This is a genomic window from Variovorax sp. dw_954 (genome assembly GCF_018449755.1).
In the GTDB taxonomy this organism is placed as follows: domain Bacteria; phylum Pseudomonadota; class Gammaproteobacteria; order Burkholderiales; family Burkholderiaceae_C; genus Variovorax.
This window is the reverse complement of sequence record NZ_JAAVVD010000007.1, coordinates 67026-83990: the sequence shown is the minus strand read 5'-3', so window position 1 is coordinate 83990 and position 16965 is coordinate 67026. Positions and strand designations below refer to the sequence as shown.

General features: G+C 67.0%; 12 protein-coding genes and 1 pseudogene. 2 read left to right on the top strand and 11 right to left on the bottom strand.

What is annotated here, in order from left to right; translation table 11 throughout:
* Positions 1–35 precede the first annotated feature (35 nt).
* The 3 genes and pseudogenes from HB681_RS13260 to HB681_RS13250 form a co-directional block, all read right to left on the bottom strand.
* Entirely contained in the window at positions 36–749 is a 714-nt protein-coding gene (locus HB681_RS13260) for a YebC/PmpR family DNA-binding transcriptional regulator (RefSeq protein WP_213955295.1), read from the bottom strand.
* A 46-nt stretch (positions 750–795) separates the two neighbouring features.
* Positions 796–1765: pseudogene (locus HB681_RS13255) on the bottom strand (DUF2817 domain-containing protein).
* Positions 1766–2006: 241 nt separating this feature from the next.
* Entirely contained in the window at positions 2007–2963 is a 957-nt protein-coding gene (locus HB681_RS13250; protein WP_213955294.1) for a helix-turn-helix domain-containing protein, read from the bottom strand.
* 177 nt (positions 2964–3140) lie between these two features.
* Between HB681_RS13250 and HB681_RS13245 the strand changes: the two genes are divergently transcribed.
* Positions 3141–4154 (top strand): carbon-nitrogen hydrolase family protein, encoded by a 1014-nt coding sequence (locus tag HB681_RS13245; protein WP_213955293.1) that lies wholly within the window; start codon positions 3141–3143, stop codon positions 4152–4154.
* On the opposite strand, the gene HB681_RS13240 is transcribed toward HB681_RS13245, so the two are convergent.
* The 6 genes from HB681_RS13240 to apbC form a co-directional block, all read right to left on the bottom strand.
* The gene (locus HB681_RS13240; RefSeq protein ID WP_213955292.1) at positions 4151–4546 is read right to left on the bottom strand and encodes a hypothetical protein; all 396 of its coding nucleotides are present in this window, start codon (positions 4544–4546) and stop codon (positions 4151–4153) included. The genes HB681_RS13245 and HB681_RS13240 overlap by 4 nt on opposite strands.
* 132 nt (positions 4547–4678) lie before the next feature.
* Positions 4679–4990 (bottom strand): Dabb family protein, encoded by a 312-nt coding sequence (locus HB681_RS13235; RefSeq protein ID WP_213955291.1) that lies wholly within the window; start codon positions 4988–4990, stop codon positions 4679–4681.
* Positions 4987–8007, bottom strand: coding sequence for a formate dehydrogenase subunit alpha (gene fdhF / locus HB681_RS13230; protein WP_213955290.1), 3021 nt, complete (start codon positions 8005–8007; stop codon positions 4987–4989). The genes HB681_RS13235 and fdhF overlap by 4 nt, the downstream gene beginning before the upstream one ends.
* 37 nt (positions 8008–8044) lie before the next feature.
* On the bottom strand, positions 8045–9877 hold the full coding sequence (locus HB681_RS13225) for an NADH-ubiquinone oxidoreductase-F iron-sulfur binding region domain-containing protein (RefSeq protein ID WP_213955289.1): 1833 nt from the start codon (positions 9875–9877) through the stop codon (positions 8045–8047).
* A 388-nt stretch (positions 9878–10265) separates the two neighbouring features.
* Complete coding sequence (locus tag HB681_RS13220) at positions 10266–11912, bottom strand: OFA family MFS transporter (RefSeq protein WP_256353942.1); 1647 nt, start codon at positions 11910–11912, stop codon at positions 10266–10268.
* Positions 11913–12278: 366 nt separating this feature from the next.
* Positions 12279–13370 carry an iron-sulfur cluster carrier protein ApbC gene (apbC, locus tag HB681_RS13215; protein ID WP_213955287.1) on the bottom strand — a complete coding sequence of 364 codons (1092 nt, stop codon included), beginning with the start codon at positions 13368–13370 and terminating at the stop codon, positions 12279–12281.
* Positions 13371–13411: 41 nt separating this feature from the next.
* Between apbC and HB681_RS13210 the strand changes: the two genes are divergently transcribed.
* Positions 13412–14653, top strand: coding sequence for a patatin-like phospholipase family protein (locus tag HB681_RS13210; RefSeq protein ID WP_213955286.1), 1242 nt, complete (start codon positions 13412–13414; stop codon positions 14651–14653).
* Here HB681_RS13210 and HB681_RS13205 read toward each other — a convergent pair.
* Positions 14647–16014 carry a UDP-glucose/GDP-mannose dehydrogenase family protein gene (locus HB681_RS13205; protein ID WP_213955285.1) on the bottom strand — a complete coding sequence of 456 codons (1368 nt, stop codon included), beginning with the start codon at positions 16012–16014 and terminating at the stop codon, positions 14647–14649. The two genes, HB681_RS13210 and HB681_RS13205, sit on opposite strands and share 7 nt — an antisense overlap.
* Before the next feature lie 301 nt (positions 16015–16315).
* Positions 16316–16897, bottom strand: a complete 582-nt coding sequence (locus tag HB681_RS13200; RefSeq protein WP_345944671.1) for a putative colanic acid biosynthesis acetyltransferase — start codon at positions 16895–16897, stop codon at positions 16316–16318.
* Between the last annotated feature and the right edge of the window lie 68 nt (positions 16898–16965).

Genomic DNA, 16965 nt, shown 5'->3' with positions numbered 1-16965 from the left:
TTCGCGCCGATTAGGGGTTAGCCCCTACCCATGCCTCACGAGCCAAGTCCGACAAAGACGTTCTGCACGTCGTCGTTCGAATCGATCGCGGCCAGGAAGCTCTCCACTTCCTCCAGGTCCGCGGCGCTGAGGCTGGCCGGATCGATGGGGTTCTTCGGCTTGTAGCCCAGCTTGGCTGTCAACACGGTGAAGCCTTGCGCCGGCAGCGCGCGGCTCACGATGTCGAGGTCCGCATGTTCGGTGATGAACAGCGTGACGCCATCGTCGCTGGCCGGCTCGAAGTCCTGCGCGCCGGCCTCGATGGCGGCCACCTCCGGGTCCGCGCCGGGCTGCGCGGGCTCGGCCTCGATCATGCCGACGTGGTCGAAGTCCCAGGCCACGGATCCGGACGACCCCAGTTGGCCCTTGCGGAACAGCACCCGCATCTCCGGCGCGGTGCGGTTCACGTTGTCGGTCAGGCATTCGACCATCACCGGCACGCGGTGCGGCGCGAAGCCTTCGTACATCACATGCTCGAAGTGCACCGAATCGGCCCCGGTGCCCGAACCTTTCTTGATGGCCCGGTCGATGATGTCCTTGGGCATCGACACCTTGCGCGCCTGCTCCAGCACCAGCCGCAGGCGCGAGTTTCCTGCCGGGTCGGCCCCGGCACGCGCCGCGACCATGATGTCCTTGGCCAGGCGGCTGAACAGCCGGCCCTTGGCATTGGCGGCAATTTCCTTGCCCTTTGCTTTCCACTGTGCGCCCATGTCGTGTTCCTCATCGAAGGCCTTGAACGGGGCACACACGATGGCCCTAATGCCCCCGCGCGCCCACGCGTGACAACCCGTAGACCGCCTGAAGTATCGCCCCGCGCGACTGGCCCAGGGTGAGGCTCATCCAGCCCTCTTCCTCGCAGCAGAAGGCAGCGCGGATCTCGTCGCGCAGAGCCTGCTGCCGGGATTCGGGCGCATCGGGATGGCGGCGCAGCCACATGTCGGCGCGCAGCATGTGCAGCATGTCGATCAAGGGCACGGTGCCGAACTCGATCGCGATGGCGGCGGTCTCGGCATGCGGGCAGGCAGAGCGCAGCGTGTCGGGCCCCCGCCCCCAGGCATGTGTCGCCGCCGCCGCGCCTTCGCCCGGACAGGTGACATCGGCGCCCCACCAGGCCCGTGCGCGCTGCAGTTCATCGGCGCCGGCCTTGCCGATGCAGATCTTCTCCCCGTGCCCATAGGACCCCAGGCCCGCGTGAAAGTCGATCCAGCCGATGCGCTGGCAGCCCGCGCCGAATTGCGTGAAGACGCTTTGCAGCACCTGCGCGCTCCAGGCTTTGCGCCGTCCGCCGAAGCACATGCCGTCGGCATGGGTGTACTGCCCGGCCGTCACGAATTGCTGGAAGGCCGATTCGCCGCGATCGGCGATATAGCGCTCGATGGCCCGCTCGTTGGCGCGAGAAGCCATAGGGATTGATCGCATGGACGATGAGGATCGTCACGTCGAGCTTGCGCAGCAGTGCGTGCAGAGGCTTGTCATGCAGCAGCGCCAGTTGCGCGGCCGAACCGCAGAAGCCCTCGACGCCGTGCGTGCCGGAGGTGGTGACCAGCATGCTTGTCGAATGCGGTGGGCCGAGGCGCACGACATCCGTGGCCAGTTGCTCGTCCTCCAGTCCGCGATGGGTGGCCAGCAGGTGGCTTTGCACCGCGCTGTCGTTACGCGCCGCAGCGCGAAGGAAACGCACGCGCGCCTCGCCATAGGACGCTGAAAACCAGCGAGCGGCAATCATGCCTGCCAGCCCCGGTCAGGGATGGGCCGCGGAGATCTCCGGGGTTGGCCTGCGGTGGCGTGGCACCGGGTCGCAGAGGCGCTGGGCACGGCGTGCGGATGGGCTCATGTTGTTGTCTCCCGTTGCTTTTTGTATGCGCCGAATGCGGAGCCACCGACATTCGGGTCTTCTGGCGTGTGCTTTTTCATTATGTTGGAAGGTCGACGACATCGGCAAGCAGGAGCGTCCGCAGCAGCAGGGCTCACCCCTTCTGCCGCCACTCCCTGGGCGAACAGCCAAAGCGCTCGCGAAACGCCCGGCTGAAATGCGCCGCATCGTTGAAGCCCCTGCCGTAGGCGATCTCCGCCACGGGCCGCCCCGCCAGTCGTGGTTCCAGCAGATCGTGGCTGCAGGCCTCCAGGCGGCGCTCCCAGAGGTACTGCGCGGCCGTCATCGGCTCGTTGCGGAAGAGCCGATGGATGTGCCCGGCCGACATGCCCAGCCCGGCCGCCAGGCTGCCGATGGAAAGCGTCGGGTCCGACAGTTGCTCGTCGATGGATCGCTTGACGCGCGCCAGCTGCCAGGCGGTGAGTTGGCTCAGTCCGCGCGTGCGCGCGGCAGGCAAGGTCTGCAGGCCGGCGACAAGGATGCTCTGCACGCCGTGGGCGACCGCGCAGGCCGATGCCGGCTGCAGCGTATCGATGTCCTCGCGCAAGGTGCGGATCATGCTCATCATCAGGTGGCCCGCACCTTCGCGGCCCGAGACGGTCGTCGCGGTCAGCTTCTCGGTGTCGCGCAACGCGCTGCGCAATTGCTGGCCCGGCACCTTGAGCACGACCTGCTCGAAGTCGGCATCGAAGACCAGTTCGTACGGTCGCGTGGTGTCGTAGATGGCGAAGTCACCGACCTGCAGCAGCGCATCGCGGCCGTCCTGGCGCACGATGCCCGTGCCGCGCGCCTGGAAGGCGGCGAGGAAATAGTCGTCCGTCGAGCGCGCGATGTGCGAGGGCGTGCGCTTGACGTGCTGCGCGCCCGATGAGACGACCGACACGTTCAGCCCCGGCAGGTCATGCTGCACGATGCGTCCGTCGAAGGCGCCCCGCTCCGGCCGCTTCACCGGATCGCAGCCCAGTTGCACGTAGACGTTGCAGATCATGTCGGTCCAGTAGGCCAGCCGCTGCGAACGCGGCACCACGTCGGTGCTGAGCAGGTGGTTCATGGAGAAGGCTCCAAGGTTGCGATTGCGACGACACACCGGGACAAGAACGCTGCCAGTTTTGGACAAGGCGATTCGAGCCCGTCAATTTACGCTTGACGCAACCCGCATGCCACGGCGCCAACCCGCAGCGCCCCGCTTGCGGCGCCCGTTCCAACCAACCCGGAGATCGAGATCACCATGCCCAGCAAGACCCATCCCAAGCTTCGCGTCGCCGCCGTCCAGGCGGCCCCCGTATTCCTGGACCTGGACGCCACCATCGGCAAGACCATCGACCTCATGGGCCAGGCGGCGGCCCAGGGCGTCAAGCTGATCGCCTTCCCGGAAACCTGGATCCCCGGCTATCCGTGGTGGATCTGGCTCGATTCGCCGGCCTGGGGCATGCAGTTCGTGCAGCGCTACAACGACAACTCGCTGGTGCTCGGCTCGCCCGAGTTCGACCGCCTGCGCGACGCCGCACGCCGGCACAGGATCTGGGTCTCGACCGGCTTCAGCGAAAAGGCCGGCGGCAGTCTCTACATCGCACAGGCGCTCATCGACGACCAGGGCGACGTGGTGCAGACGCGCCGCAAGCTCAAGCCCACGCATGTGGAGCGCACGGTGTTCGGCGAAGGCGACGGCTCCGACCTGAGCGTGTGCGAGACGCCGATCGGCAACATCGGTTCGCTGTGCTGCTGGGAGCATCTGCAGCCGCTGAGCAAGTACGCGATGTATGCGCAGAACGAGCAGATCCACTGCGCCGCCTGGCCGAGCTTCTCGCTGTACCGCGGCGGCGCCTACGCACTCGGCGCCGAGGTCAACAACGCCGCCAGCCAGATCTACGCCGCCGAAGGCCAATGCTTCGTGATCGCGCCCTGCGCGACGGTCTCGCCCGCGATGAGCGAACTGCTGTGCACCGATCCGGGCAAGCAGCAGATGCTCCTGAAGGGCGGCGGCTTCGCGCGCATCTACGGCCCGGACGGCTCGCCGCTGGGCGCCAACCTGCCGGAAGACCAGGAGGGCCTGGTCATCGCCGACATCGACCTCGGCATGATCTCGCTGGCCAAGGCGGCCGGCGACCCGAGCGGCCACTATTCACGGCCCGATGTCACGCGCCTGCTGTTGAACAAGACCCGCCGGGAGCCCGTGGTCTACCAGCGCGCCGCCGAGCCGGAGTCCACCGGCTTCGAGACGCTTCACGCCGATGGCGTTTAGAAGTTCTGCGGCTTGAGTTCGCCGGCCTTGTTGGCCTTGGCGGCCGCGTCCCGGCGCGCCTTGCGGGCCGCAGCCTTGTCGCTCGCTGACACCTTCGGCTTCGCGGTGGGAACGGTCTCGATGCCTTCCGCAGGCAGCGGGTTCTTCGACGCCTCGGAGCCTTCAACCTTGCGCTCGGTCCTCGCAGCGGCCTTGTCGCCGGACGAAGACTTGGGCCTCGCGGCAGGGATGGGATCGATGCCCTCTGCCGGCAGCGGGTTCTTCGCCGCCTCGGCGCCCTCCTTCCTGCGCTCGGCCTTGGCGGCGGCCTTGTCGTCGGTGGTCTGCGCCTGGGCGCCCAGGGCCAGCAACTGGCTCGAAGCGATAGCAATGGAAAGGGCAAGCATCCTCATCTCGAACTCCTTGAAGTGAACATTGTTTGATACGCGCGGAATCGGCCATTGGATTGCACGCTACACGGCTATGTGCCCGAACCCGGCCGCTCAATGGCAACGAGGCGTTACAGCGGCGCGGCACGACGGCCATCAGGCCTCCTCGGGCTCGTCGCCCACCAGGTAGTCGATTTCCACGAAAGCTTCCACCTCGCGCTGCCACCGCTCGGTGAGGAACATGGTGTGCACGGGATGCGCGTCGTAGCGGTCGAAGGCGGCCTGGTCGGCGAAGTCCATGAGCAGGCCCCAGTCGAATTCACTCTTGGCGCTGACCTGCCGCACGCACTTGAAATTGCGCACATCCGGAATCGCCGGGCCGAGCTTCATGGCCCGCGCGAGGAAGTCTGCCTCGGCGATGGAGCCGTGTGGATGCTTGAGCCTGAAGAAAACGGTGTGCCGGATCATTGCGCCAGGATTTGTCTTGCCTCCCCGGTTCCTGTTCCGTAACCCGCCGCCGCCATGGGCATGCCGCCGCGCTGGATTCGCACTGCGCAGTACTTGAATTCCGGAATCTTTCCGAAGGGGTCGAGCGCGGCATTGGTCATGAGGTTGGCCGCGGCCTCATAGTAAGCGAAGGGCACGAAAACCGCACCCTGCGGCGTGCCGTCGTCGCGACGAATGTGGATGGCTACCTCGCCCCGGCGGGATGCGATGGTGATGACGTCGCCGGCTTCCAGCCCGAGCTTCGCCAGGTCGGCCTGGCACATCGAGGCCGTGGCCATCGGCTCCAGCGCGTCGAGCACGGTGGCGCGGCGCGTCATGCTGCCGGTGTGCCAGTGCTCGAGCTGGCGGCCGGTGATGAGCACGAAGGGGTAGTCGGCGTCGGGGCGTTCGTCGGCCGGGATGATGTCGGCCGGGACCAGCTTCACGCGGCCGGTAGCGGTCGGGAACTTCTCGATGAACACGGTGGGCTGGCCCGGGTCGTCTTCGGTCAGGCACGGATAGGTCACGCTGGACTCGCGCTGCAGCCGATCCCAGGTGATGCCCTTGATGGCCGCATGCATCGCCAGGCGCATCTCGTCGTAGACCGCGGCCACGCCGGATTCGACGCCTTCGTAGTTCCACTCCAGGCCCATGCGATGGGCGATCTCCTGGATGATCCAGAGGTCGGCCCTGGCATTGCCCGGCGGGTCCAGCGCACGCTTGCCGAGCTGCACCATGCGGTCGGTATTGCTCACCGTGCCGGTCTTCTCGGGCCATGCGCTCGCGGGCAGCACCACGTCGGCCAGCCAGGCGGTCTCGGTCATGAAGATGTCCTGCACGACGAGGTGTTCCAGGCTGGCCAGTGCGTGGCGCGCATGGTTCAGGTCCGGATCGCTCATCGCGGGGTTCTCGCCCATGATGTACATGCCGCGGATCTTGTGCGGATCGCTGTCGGGCGCAAGCGCCTTGTGCATGATCTCGACCACCGTGTAGCCGGGCTTCTCGTCGAGCTTCATGCCCCAGAAGTCCTCGAACCACGCATGCGCGTCGGCGTTGTCGACGCGCTGGTAATTGGGGAACATCATCGGGATCAGCCCCGCGTCGCTCGCGCCCTGCACGTTGTTCTGGCCGCGCAGCGGATGCAGGCCGGAACCCGGCTTGCCGATCTGGCCGGTGACCGTGACCAGCGCGATCAGGCAGCGTGCGTTGTCGGTGCCGTGGATGTGCTGGCTGATGCCCATGCCCCACAGCACCATCGCGCCCTTGGCGGTGGCAAAGGCGCGCGCGACTTCGCGCAGCGTCTCGGCCGGGATGCCGCAGATCGGCGCCATCGCCTCGGGGCTGTAGCCCTTCACGTTGTCGCGCAACGCCTCGTAGTTGCTGGCGCGGTTGCGGATGAATTCCTCGTCGACCAGCCCTTCGTCGATCACCGCATGGATCAGCGCGTTGAGCATGGCCACGTCGGTGTCGGCCTTGAACTGCAGCGTGCGCCAGGCATGCTTGCCGATGTCGGTGATGCGCGGGTCGGCCAGCACGATCTTCGCGCCGCGTTTGGCGGCGTTCTTCATCCAGGTGGCGGCCACCGGATGGTTGGCGGTCGGGTTGGAACCGATGACGAAGATCAGCTCGGCATGCTCTACGTCGTTGACCTGGTTGCTCACCGCGCCGGAGCCCACGCCTTCGAGCAGGGCCGCCACGCTGGAGGCATGGCACAGGCGCGTGCAGTGGTCGACGTTGTTGCTGCCGAAGCCGGTGCGCACCAGCTTCTGGAACAGGTAGGCCTCCTCGTTGCTGCCCTTGGCCGAGCCGAAACCGGCCAATGACTTCTTGCCGTGGGTGTCGCGCAAGCTCTTCAGCTTGCCGGCGGCGAGCGCCAGCGCCTCGTCCCAGGTGGCTTCGCGGAAGGTGTCGTGCCAGTCGCCGGGGCGCGGCGTGTCGCCGTAGGCCTTGGGCATGCCGGCCTTGCGGATCAGCGGCACGGTGAGGCGTTGCGGATGGTGCGCGTAGTCGAAGCCGAAGCGGCCCTTCACGCACAGGCGGCTGTGGTTGGCGGGTCCGTCGCGGCCGTCGACGCTGACAATCTTCTCGTCCTTGACGTTGTAGGTGATGAGGCAGCCGACGCCGCAGAACGGGCAGACCGAATCGACCTTGCGGTCGACGACCTGCGAGCCGATGTGGCTCTTGGGCATGAGCGCGCCGGTCGGGCAAGCCTGCACGCATTCGCCGCAGGCCACGCAGGTGCTGTCGCCCATCGGGTCGTCGAGGTCGAACACGATCTTGCTGTGCTCGCCGCGCATGGCATAGCCGATGACGTCGTTGACCTGCTCCTCGCGGCAGGCGCGCACGCAGCGGTTGCACTGGATGCAGGCGTCGAGGTTGACGGCCATGGCGGGGTGGGAGACGTCGGCCTTGGGCTGTTCGCGGCGCAGGGCCTTGAGCTGGGGGCGGACGGTGATGCCGAGGATGTCGGCCCAGGCGCTGAGTTCGCCGTGCTGGCCGATGGGCCGGCCCTCACCCCGGCCCTCTCCCGCAAGCGGGATAGGGAGATGACTTGCCCCCTCTCCTGCAAGCGGGTGAAGGAGTGGACTTACCCCCTCTCCCGCTTGCGGGAGAGGGTTGGGGTGAGGGCCGGCCCCCTTCAACACCCCTCCATCGTTCCACTTGTACCCCCCATCCGGCATGTCCGACAGCAGCATCTCCACCACCATCTTCTGACTTTTCACCGCGCGATCGCTGCAAGCCTGTACTTCCATCCCCGCCGTCACATTGCGGCAGCAGCTCGGCGCCAGCGTGCGTTCGCCCTTCAACTCGACGACACAGGCCCGGCAGTTGCCGTCCGGCCGCAGCCCTTCCTTGTAGCAAAGGTGCGGAATGTCGACGCCCGCGCGCTTGGCGGCGACCAGGATCGTGTCGCCTTCGAAGGCTTCAACGGTGCGTCCGTCGAGCGTGAACTCGATGACTTGCGGCAGCAACTCCGCGAGATGGGTCGGAGCGTTCATGATGTCCCCACGCTTGTCGCTTCGTGTCCGGCGGCGTTCATGCAATCTCCTGCGGAAAGTACTTCTGCACACAGCGGATCGGATTGGGCGCAGCTTGCCCGAGTCCGCAAATCGACGCATCCCCCATGACCTGCGCAAGGTCTTCCAGCGTGTCGTTGTCCCACGTGCGGGCCTGCATCAGGGCGGCGGCCTTGGCCGTGCCGACGCGGCAGGGCGTGCATTGGCCGCAGCTTTCATGCTCGAAGAAGCGCATCACGTTCAGGGCCGCATCGCGGGCACGGTCGTGCTGGCTCAGCACCATGACCGCGGCCGAGCCGATGAAGCAGCCATGCGGCTGCAGCGTATCGAAGTCCAGCGGGATATCGTTCATGCGCGCGGGCAGGATGCCGCCCGAGGCGCCGCCGGGCAGGTATGCATGCAGGGTGTGCCCGTCCAGCATGCCGCCGCAGTATTCGTCGATGAGTTCCTGCACTGTGATGCCAGCGGGTGCGAGCTTCACGCCGGGCAGCTTCACCCGACCGCTCACGCTGAAGGAGCGCAGGCCCTTGCGGCCATGGCGACCGAAGCCGGCAAACCATTGCGGGCCCCTCTGGACGATGTCGCGCACCCAGTAGAGCGTCTCGAAGTTGTGTTCCAGCGTGGGCCGGCCGAACAGTCCGACCTGCGCGATGTAGGGCGGGCGCATGCGCGGCTCGCCCCTCTTGCCCTCGATGCTTTCGATCATCGCGGACTCTTCGCCGCAGATGTACGCGCCGGCGCCGCGCCGCAATTCGATCGTCGGCAGGTGGCACGGCGGGTCGGCCTGCAACGCGGCCAGTTCCTGCTGGAGCAGGCGGCGGCAATCGTGGTATTCGTCGCGAAGGTAGATGTAGCAGGCTCCGATGCCGACAACCCGCGCCGCGATCAGCAAGCCTTCGAGGAAGCGATGCGGATCGCGCTCCAGGTAGGTGCGGTCCTTGAAGGTGCCGGGTTCGCCCTCGTCGATGTTGATCGCCATGAGCTTGGGTGCAGGCTGGTCGCGGACGATGCGCCACTTGCGCCCGGCCGGAAAACCCGCGCCGCCCAGGCCACGCAGGCCGGAATCTTCCATGGCCTTGACGATCGCCTCGGCATCCTGCTGCCCGCTGTCCAGCGCGGCAGCGAGGGCATAGCCGCCGTGGGCGCGGTAGGTAGCGTAGTCGGTGTGGGGCGGGATGGCGTCGATCGCTTGCGGCGGCGGTGAAACGCCCTGCTCCGCCAGCGCGGCCGGGTCGAAGTGGATCGCCGTTTTGGCGGGCCGGGCCGGCGCCGGTGTCGCGCCCTGGACGCGTTCCACCGCCAGCAGCACGGTGCTGGTCGTGGCCAGCGGCACCGCGCCCTGATCCACCAGCGCAGCGGGCGCCTGCTCGCAGCGCCCGATGCAAGGCACTGGAATCACGCGCACATCGCCATGCCCGGCGGCGCCCAGCAAACGCGGCAAACGCGTCAGCAGCTCACCCGCGCCGGCCAGCTCGCAGGACAGGCTGTCGCAGACCCGCACCGTCAGTCCGGGCGCCTGCTCGTCGCCGCGCAGCACTTCGAAGTGGTGATAGAAGGTCGCGACCTCGTAGACCTCGGCCATCGGGATCTTCATCTCGGCGGCCAGCGCCACCAGGTGGCTGTCGTGCAGGCCACGGTGCGCGTCGTTGAGGATGTGCAGGTACTCGATCAGCAGGTCGCGCGGGTGCCCGCCATCCGGCCGCGGCCCGATGAGTTCGCGCACGCGTTGCAGCGCGCCCTCCTCGGGCTGCCGGCCCTTGAGCTTGCTCTTGCGGCGGATGCGATCACGCAACTCGTCGGGCGTGGCGAGCGGGATCGCCCTGGGTTCTGCCTGGGTGGCTGGGTGTTGCATGTGCCTCGCCTTGCCAGCCACCATGGCCAGCGCTTGTCTCTCGGACCAGTCTATCCATCTATCGAGCTTCTGGACATCGCCGTTGCGGGGCGCACCCGGCAGACCCTTGTGGCGCTTGTCCAGACGCTACCTGGCGATTCCGTGTCGATGTGGCTCAGCCTGCTCGACTCGACCCGCAGGGCCGCGCCGGGCGCGTCCCTTCCCTCGGGGGCGGAAGGTGTGAAGATTCCGTAGCGAGGCCGTCAACGCCGGGTCGAGGCACGGAGCCGTACTCCAGCGCCGCGACAACGCAGTTGCGGCGCAGGCTGACAACTGCGCGCAGCGTCCGTCATGCCGGAGCCAACACCGCAGACCCGGGATTGGCGGCCGCGCAGGAATATTCGCACCTTCAGCTGAAGAACTTCGCGGCGCTGATCAAGGTGCGGTAGACGCCCCAGGCCAGCGGAATGCCGACCGCCGCCCAGGCCAGCAGCGTCACGAGCGGGCTGACGCTGCCCGTCGCACCGCTCAGGGCCGAGCCCGCTTCGGAGGCCGCAGCCCGCTCATGGGCCAGCCGCTTTTCATTGGCGAGTTCCGCATCGCTCATGAAGTGCTTGTCAGCCACCGGGCGCACCATCAGGTTGCAGATCAGGCCGATCACCAGCATGCCGACCAGGATGTACATGGTCTGGTTGTAGACCTGTTCGCGCGGGATGCCGAGGCCGAGCTGGTATTCGCGCATGTAGTTCACTACCACCGGCCCCAGGATGCCCGCCGTGGCCCAGGCCGTCAGCAGGCGGCCGTGGATCGCGCCCACCATCTGCGTGCCGAACAGGTCGGCCAGGTAGGCCGGCACCGTGGCGAAGCCGCCGCCGTACATCGACAGGATGATGCAGACCGCGCCGACGAACAGCAGCTTGCTGCCCGCCGCGGCCGATCCGGGGATACTGGCGTAGAGGATGCCGCCGAGGATGAAGAAGATCGTGTAGGTCAGCTTGCGACCGAGCTTGTCCGACAGGCTGGCCCAGAAGAAGCGGCCGCCGATGTTGAACAGCGACAGCAGGGCCGCGAAGCCGCCTGCCACCGTCGCGATGGCCGCGAGTTGCGTCTTGTCGAGTTCACCGAATTTCTTCGCGACGCCGATCAGGTTGCCGCCGAAGACTTCCTGCAGCATCGGCGAAGCCATGCCGATCACGCCGATGCCGGCGCTGACGTTCATGCACAGCACCATCCACACCAGCCAGAACTGCGGAATGCCCCAGACCTTCGACACGTGCACGTGGCGCTGCGTGATCATGGCGTTGGTGTTCTGCGCCACCGGCGGCGTCCAGCCTTCCGGCTTCCAGCCCGTGGCCGGCACCCGGTAGCCGAAGGCGCCCCCGAGCATGAACACGAAGTAGATCAGCGCCATCGCCACGAAGGTCTGCATCACGCCGACGTCGGTGGGGGTTGAGAAGTACTTCATCAGGTCCACTGCCAGCGGCGAGCCGATCATCGCGCCGCCACCAAAGCCCATGATGGCCATGCCGGTCGCCATGCCGCGGCGGTCCGGGAACCACTTGATCAGCGTGCTCACTGGCGAGATGTAGCCCAGCCCCAGGCCGATGCCGCCGATCACGCCGGAGCCCAGGATCATCATCCAGAACTGGTGCGTGTGAATGCCCAGCGCCGAGATCAGCATCCCGCCGCACCAGCACACCGCCGACACCACGCCGGCCTTGCGCGGGCCGGCATGCTCGAGCCAGCCACCCCACAGCGCGGCCGCGCAACCGAGGAACACGAAGAACAGCGTGTACATCCAGCCCAGCGTGGCCACGTGCCAGTCGCAGCCCGTGGCGAACAGTTCCGCGAAGAAGCTCATGTCCTTCGGGCAGGCGGCGCCCGCGCCGGCCGCGGTGAGCTGCTTGGAAAGCGGCAGCCAGAACACGGAGAAGCCGTAGGCCATGCCGATGCACAAGTGGATCGCGAGCGCCGCCGGTGGCACAAGCCATCGGTTGAAGCCCGGGCCCGCGATGATGCGCGCCTTGTCCAGAAGGCCGGGCTCGCCGCCCGTCATGCCATTGCCGCGATCTCCTTCGAGAACGCCTGCGGAAGAACCTGCCATGTCGATACTCCTGTTGTCTTCAAGCCGCTGCTCGCAACGGCGCCGTGAAAGCATTCTTGTAACAGATTGTTTAAGAAAAGTTCACCACGAGACTCATTCAATAAACAAACGGGCAGGTGCGCAATAGGGTGTTGTAAGCAGACTCCCCAAGGCAATTCCACGCGCAGCGGCCCCGTTGCAGGGTGACCGCGAGCTGACGCGATCACGACCCGTGTGTTTCTGAAACAACACTTGTGTCGTGAAACTGGGCGGCGTTTTTGTCCCTCCCCGCCGCGAGCGTGGGACGGCGGGCCGGGCACCGCCTGCTCTTCGGGCCTCTCAGGTGTTCTTGCTGATCGTGATGGTCGGAAACTTCGCCGAGAAGTCCTTCGCCTTCTCCGCGATCCCCACCGCCACGCGCCGCGCGATGTCCTTGTAGATCGCGGCCACCGGGCCGTCCGGGTCAGCCGCCACCGTGGGCGTGCCGCTGTCGGCCTGCAGACGGATGTTGATGTCCAGCGGCAGCGCGCCGAGGTAGTCCATGTTGTATTGCGCGGCCATCTTCTTGCCACCTTCCGCGCCGAAGATGTGCTCCACATGGCCGCAGTTCGAGCAGACGTGCACGGCCATGTTCTCGACGATGCCGAGGATGGGCACGCCCACTTTCTCGAACATCTTGATGCCCTTCTTCGCGTCGAGCAGCGCGATGTCCTGCGGCGTCGTCACGATCACCGCGCCCGTCATCGGCACGCGCTGCGACAACGTGAGCTGGATGTCGCCGGTGCCGGGCGGCAGGTCGACGATGAGGTAGTCGAGGTCCTTCCAGTTGGTCTGGCGGAGCAACTGCTCCAGCGCCTGCGTGGCCATCGGGCCGCGCCAGATCATGGCTTCGTCCTGGTCGACCAGGAAGCCGATCGACATGACCTGCACGCCGTGGTTCTCCATCGGCATCATCGTCTTGCCGTCTTCGCTGGAAGGGCGGCCCTGGATGCCGAGCATCATCGGCAGGCTCGGTCCGTAGATGTCGGCGTCGAGCAGACCCACGCTGGCGCCCTCGGCCGCCAGCGCCAACGCCAGGTTGGCCGCGGTCGTGCTCTTGCCGACGCCGCCCTTGCCAGAAGCCACGGCGATGATGTTCTTCACACCGGGCAGCAATTGCACGCCCCGCTGGACCGCATGCGAAAGCACTCGCGTCTGGATGTTGACCGACACATTGCCCACGCCCGGCACGCTGCGCGCAGCGTCGACCAATGCCTTGCGCAGGGACGCATGCTGGCTGCGCGCCGGATAGCCCAGCTCCACGTCGAACGAGACGTCGCTCCCCTCGATCTGCAGGTTCTTCAGCGCGCGCGTGCTGACGAAATCCTTGCCCGTGTTCGGGTCCTGGACCGACTGCAGCGCCGCAGTCAGTTCCCCTTGCGTAAGTGCCATTGCTCAAACTCCTGAATGGCGGATAGTCTAGTGGCGCTCGTATGCCCTCTGAATCGCCCGCCCAAACAAGTGCCGCCGCGCCTATCCAACAACTTGCATCGCCCCCTTCCACCGGCCTGCTCATGACGGGCGGCGGCGCGCGCGCCGCCTACCAGGTCGGCGTGCTCCAGGGCATTGCCAGGATCCGCCGCAGCGCAGGCGCCAAGCAGGGGCCGAACCCCTTTCCGATCATCGCCGGCACCTCCGCCGGCGCCGTCAACGCAGCCGCCCTCGCCTGCGGCGCGGACGACTTCGACGTTGCGGTGCGCCGCATCGCGGAGGTCTGGCGCAACGTGCGGGCCGAGCAGGTCTACAAGGCCGACACGCTCGCGCTGCTGGGCAGCGGCGCGCGCTGGCGCCTGGTGCTGGGGCTCGGCCGCTTCGTCGCGACGGTGCTGCGCATCAAGCCGCGCTCCCTGCTCGACAACGCACCGCTGGCCGCATTGCTGAAGCGCATGGTGCCACTGGAGCGCCTGCCCGAATTGATGCGCGCAGGTCATTTGCAGGCGCTGGCCGTGACCGGGTCCAGCTACAGCTCGGGCGAGCACGTGACCTTCTACGAGTCGGCCACGCCGACGCAAGCCTGGGTGCGATCGCAGCGGCTCGCGATGCCCTGCACCATCTCGCACGAACACCTGCTGGCGTCATCGGCCATCCCCTTTGTGTTCCCGGCCGCGGCGCTGAAGATGCACAACCACGTCGAGTACTTCGGCGACGGCTCGATGCGGCAGACCGCCCCCATCTCGCCGACCATCCACCTCGGCGCCACACGCGTCCTCGTGATCGGCGCCGGCCGCATGACCGAGCCGCGCGAACAACTCCCACCCAACACCCTGACCGGCTACCCCTCGCTCGCGCAGATCGCGGGGCATGCCATGTCCAGCATCTTCCTGGACGCACTGGGCGTGGACGTCGAGCGCTTGCGCCGCATCAACAACACTCTGGCGCTGATTCCACCCGAGTTGCGCGCCCGGAGCGCGCTGCGCCCGCTCGAGCTGCTGGTGATCTCACCGTCAGAGCGCATCGACGCGATCGCCGCGCGCCACGTGGACGCCCTGCCCGGCCCGGTGAGACGATTGTTCGGCGGCCTGGGTGCCGGCGGCTCGCGCGACGTGAAGGGTTCAGCGCTTGCGAGCTACCTGCTGTTCGAGCCCGGCTTCACGCGCGAGCTGATGGCCTTGGGCCGCGCCGACACGCTGCGCCAGCGGCATGAAGTCCTGCGCTTCTTTGATTGGGCTCAGTAACTGTTGCGGCCGATGCCGAAATAGCTGACGCCCGCCTCCCGCATCGTCTCCGGCTCGTACAGATTGCGCCCGTCGAAGATCACCGGCGCCTTCATCACCGCCTTGAGCCGCTCCAGGTTGGGGCTGCGATACGCCTTCCATTCGGTCACGATGACCAGTGCGTCGGCGCCTTCCAGCGCGGCCATCGGGTCGGTCGCGAATTCGATCTGCTCGATGCAGGCGGGTGCGTCGGCAAAGTCCTGTGGCAGCACGCGCTGGGTCTCGTGGACTGCCACCGGATCGTGCGCCACGATGCGCGCACCGGCGCGCGCCAGCGCACCCAGCAGCACCCGGCTGGGCGCCTCGCGCATGTCGTCGGTGTTGGGCTTGAGGGCCAGCCCCCAAACCGCGAAGGTCTTGCCGTGCAGGTCGTTGCCGAAGCGCTCGAGGATCTTGCGCACGAGGACGTGCTTCTGCGCGTCGTTGACCGCCTCGACCGACTCCAGCACCTGCAGCCGCTGCCCGTACTCGCCCGCGGAACGCATCAGTGCCTGCACGTCTTTCGGGAAGCAGCTGCCGCCATAGCCCGTGCCGGCATACAGGAAGCTGTAGCCGATGCGCGGGTCGGAGCCGATGCCCTGGCGCACCATCTCGATGTCGGCGCCCACCTTGTCGGCCAGGTTGGCCAGTTCGTTCATGAAGCTGATGCGCGTGGCCAGCATCGCGTTGGCCGCGTACTTGGTGAACTCGGCCGACTTCACGTTCATCACGCGCATGCGCTCGTGGTTGCGGTTGAAAGGCGCGTACAGCTTGCGCATGGCGGCGAGCGCGTCGTGGCCGTCCTCGTTGTCGTCCACGCCCAGCACGATTCGGTCGGGCCGCATGAAGTCCTCGACCGCCGCACCTTCCTTCAGGAACTCCGGATTGCTGACGACGGCAAAGCGCTGGGCAGCCAGGCCGCGTTTCGTCAGCTCTTCGCGGATCGCCGCACTGACTTTCTCCGCGGTGCCCACGGGCACGGTCGATTTATCCACGATGACCTTGAAGCCGTTCATGTGACGGCCGATGCTGCGCGCGGCGGCCAGCACGTATTTCAGATCGGCGCTGCCGTCTTCGTCGGGTGGCGTGCCGACCGCGATGAACTGCACGTCGCCATGCGCAACCGCGGCTTCGACGTCGGTCGAGAAGGTCAGGCGCTTGGCGGCCACGTTCGAATGCACGAGGTCGGCCAGGCCGGGCTCGTAGATGGGAATGCCGCCGCTGTTGAGCGTCTGGATCTTGACCGGATCGAGATCGAGGCAGAAAACGTGATTGCCGAGGTCGGCCAGGCACACGCCGGTGACGAGCCCGACATAGCCGGTGCCGATGATGGTGATGTTCATGAATGCAATGGTTGAGCGCGGGCAGCGCAACATGCATATTGTGAAACGCCTGCAACCTGCGTTTCCGCGTAGGCAATGTTTTGGGGATCGACGCCGGCTGGGCCACCTGCGACCCCGCCGATGCGCTTCCGGGTCGTCGCGAGCCTCGTGGGGCCAGATCTGGACTGCGGCCTCGTCTACATCGGGCGCCGAACGCATCGGCGCCAAATTCAGGCTTGAGAGGCCCCCAAGACCGGGCGGTACCCGGCCCGCCCCCGCGGGGGATTCAGCCGGGATGGCGAAGCCACATCGACTCAAGAGATCAGGACTGCGCCGTCTCGTCGGCGAAGCGCCGCCGCTGGCGGATCGGCCGCGCCGGATTGCCCGAATACACAGTCCAGGGTTCCAGCTTGCCGAACACAACGGCGCGCGCACCGACCACCGCCCCTTCACCGATGCGCGCGCCCGGGCCGACGAAGGCCTCGGCCGCGACCCAGGCGTGGGCGCCGATGGTGATGGGCTTGGCCTCCAGCTGGAACAAGGGCGTGTCGAAGTCGTGGGTGCCGGCGCACAGGTGAGCGCCTTGCGAAACCAGCGCCTTGCGCCCGACGGTGATCGTGCCCATCGAATAGACGTTCACGCCGGGCCCGATGATCGCGCCCTCGTGCATTTCGAGATTGGCCGGATACCAGACCTTGGCGCTGCCGCGCACGTCGCTGCCGGGCGCCATCCTGGCCCCGAAGGCACGCAGCAGAAAGCGGCGCCAGGGGTGCAACTGGCGTGGCGTCCAGCCGGCGCCCAGTCGCCAGACCGGAATCCAGACCGCGCGCAGCAACCGGTTGCCAAGGGAGAAACTCGGGCCGCCGTTGGCGAGCCCCGATTTGCGGGCGTCAAGAATGGTCACGGGAAGGGAGGCCAGGAAGACCGGGTGTAGTTCGAAGGTTCAGGAAGGCCTATTGTTTGCGCAATCTC

Bases quoted from the DNA above. Each gene is read 5' to 3' on its own strand.
- HB681_RS13260 (WP_213955295.1), bottom strand. From the start codon at position 749: ATGGGCGCACAGTGGAAAGCAAAGGGCAAGGAAATTGCCGCCAATGCC.
- HB681_RS13250 (WP_213955294.1), bottom strand. From the start codon at position 2,963: ATGAACCACCTGCTCAGCACCGACGTGGTGCCGCGTTCGCAGCGGCTG.
- HB681_RS13245 (WP_213955293.1), top strand. From the start codon at position 3,141: ATGCCCAGCAAGACCCATCCCAAGCTTCGCGTCGCCGCCGTCCAGGCG.
- HB681_RS13240 (WP_213955292.1), bottom strand. From the start codon at position 4,546: ATGAGGATGCTTGCCCTTTCCATTGCTATCGCTTCGAGCCAGTTGCTG.
- HB681_RS13235 (WP_213955291.1), bottom strand. From the start codon at position 4,990: ATGATCCGGCACACCGTTTTCTTCAGGCTCAAGCATCCACACGGCTCC.
- fdhF (WP_213955290.1), bottom strand. From the start codon at position 8,007: ATGAACGCTCCGACCCATCTCGCGGAGTTGCTGCCGCAAGTCATCGAG.
- HB681_RS13225 (WP_213955289.1), bottom strand. From the start codon at position 9,877: ATGCAACACCCAGCCACCCAGGCAGAACCCAGGGCGATCCCGCTCGCC.
- HB681_RS13220 (WP_256353942.1), bottom strand. From the start codon at position 11,912: ATGACGGGCGGCGAGCCCGGCCTTCTGGACAAGGCGCGCATCATCGCG.
- apbC (WP_213955287.1), bottom strand. From the start codon at position 13,370: ATGGCACTTACGCAAGGGGAACTGACTGCGGCGCTGCAGTCGGTCCAG.
- HB681_RS13210 (WP_213955286.1), top strand. From the start codon at position 13,412: ATGCCCTCTGAATCGCCCGCCCAAACAAGTGCCGCCGCGCCTATCCAA.
- HB681_RS13205 (WP_213955285.1), bottom strand. From the start codon at position 16,014: ATGAACATCACCATCATCGGCACCGGCTATGTCGGGCTCGTCACCGGC.